The organism is Leifsonia sp. HAY1-4F (genome assembly GCF_056755275.1).
The window spans coordinates 1-260 of sequence record NZ_JBNDHX010000375.1 but is presented as its reverse complement, the minus strand read 5'-3'; the positions used below and the strand labels follow the sequence as shown (position 1 = coordinate 260).

At 61.5% G+C, this 260-nt stretch carries 1 protein-coding gene; it reads left to right on the top strand.

Annotated elements, in window-relative coordinates; genetic code table 11:
* Positions 1-13: 13 nt before the first annotated feature.
* Positions 14-163: a PrpF domain-containing protein gene (locus ACPYOG_RS19875; protein ID WP_481295835.1), complete on the top strand. Its 150-nt coding sequence runs from the start codon at positions 14-16 to the stop codon at positions 161-163.
* Positions 164-260: the final 97 nt, after the last annotated feature.

Below are 260 nucleotides of genomic sequence, written 5' to 3'. Positions count from 1 at the left end.
CGAGCGCAACGCTGTGCGCTTCGGCCATCCTTCCGGAACCTCGCGCGTGGGCGCCGAAGCCAGTCTGGAAAACGGTGACTGGGTGGTAAAAAAAGCCATCATGAGCCGCAGTGCCCGCGTCCTCATGGAAGGTTTCGTTCGCATCCCCGGCGACTCCTTCTGACCCAACACCGAACAACACTGTGGGAGCGGGGCTTTTTTTCCCGGTATCGGGTTCATCTCCCCCTCTTCCTGCGGCCGCCCCCCCCTTCTTATCGAAC